General features: G+C 62.6%; 1 protein-coding gene. It reads right to left on the bottom strand.

Features of this window, described 5'->3' with window-relative positions; all coding sequences use genetic code 11:
• The coding region (locus tag HWY45_RS36265) for a hypothetical protein (RefSeq protein ID WP_208450115.1) at positions 1-791 on the bottom strand (791 nt) is incomplete at both ends.

Genomic DNA, 791 nt, shown 5'->3' with positions numbered 1-791 from the left:
AGCTCCGTCGCCTCGCTCTCGACCTCCACGTCGACGGGCATTTCGACGGCGACCAGCTCGATTGCCTCGCTGTCCACCTCGACCTCGACGGGTATCAGCTCGCTGTCCACCGGTTTGAGCTCGACGGATAGCTCCGTCGCTTCGCTCTCGACCTCCACGTCGACCGGCATTTCGACGGCAACCAGCTCGATCACCTCGCTGTCCACCTCGACCTCGACCGGTATCAGCTCGCTGTCGACTGGTTTGAGCTCGACCGATAGCTCCGTTGCTTCGCTGTCGACGTCCACGTCGACGGGTATCTCGACGGCTACCAGCTCGATCGCTTCGCTGTCCACGTCGACTTCGACGGGTATCAGTTCGCTCTCGACTGGTTTGAGTTCGACCGACAGCTCCGTCGCTTCGCTGTCGACTTCCACGTCGACGGGTATCTCGACGGCTACCAGCTCGATCACCTCGCTGTCCACGTCGACCTCGACCGGTATCAGCTCGCTGTCCACTGGCTTGAGCTCGACCGATAGCTCCGTCGCCTCGCTCTCGACCTCCACGTCGACCGGCATTTCGACGGCAACCAGCTCGATCACCTCGTTGTCCACGTCGACCTCGACCGGTATCAGCTCGCTGTCCACCGGCCTGAGCTCCACCGATAGCTCCGTCGCCTCGCTCTCGACCTCCACGTCGACCGGCATCTCGACGGCAACCAGCTCGATCGCCTCGTTGTCCACCTCGACCTCGACCGGTATCAGCTCGCTCTCGACTGGTTTGAGCTCGACCGATAGCTCCGTTGCTTCGCT

The organism is Burkholderia stagnalis (assembly GCF_902830275.1).
In the GTDB taxonomy this organism is placed as follows: Bacteria; Pseudomonadota; Gammaproteobacteria; order Burkholderiales; family Burkholderiaceae; genus Burkholderia; species Burkholderia stagnalis.
This window is presented reverse-complemented; position numbering and strand designations above follow the sequence as displayed.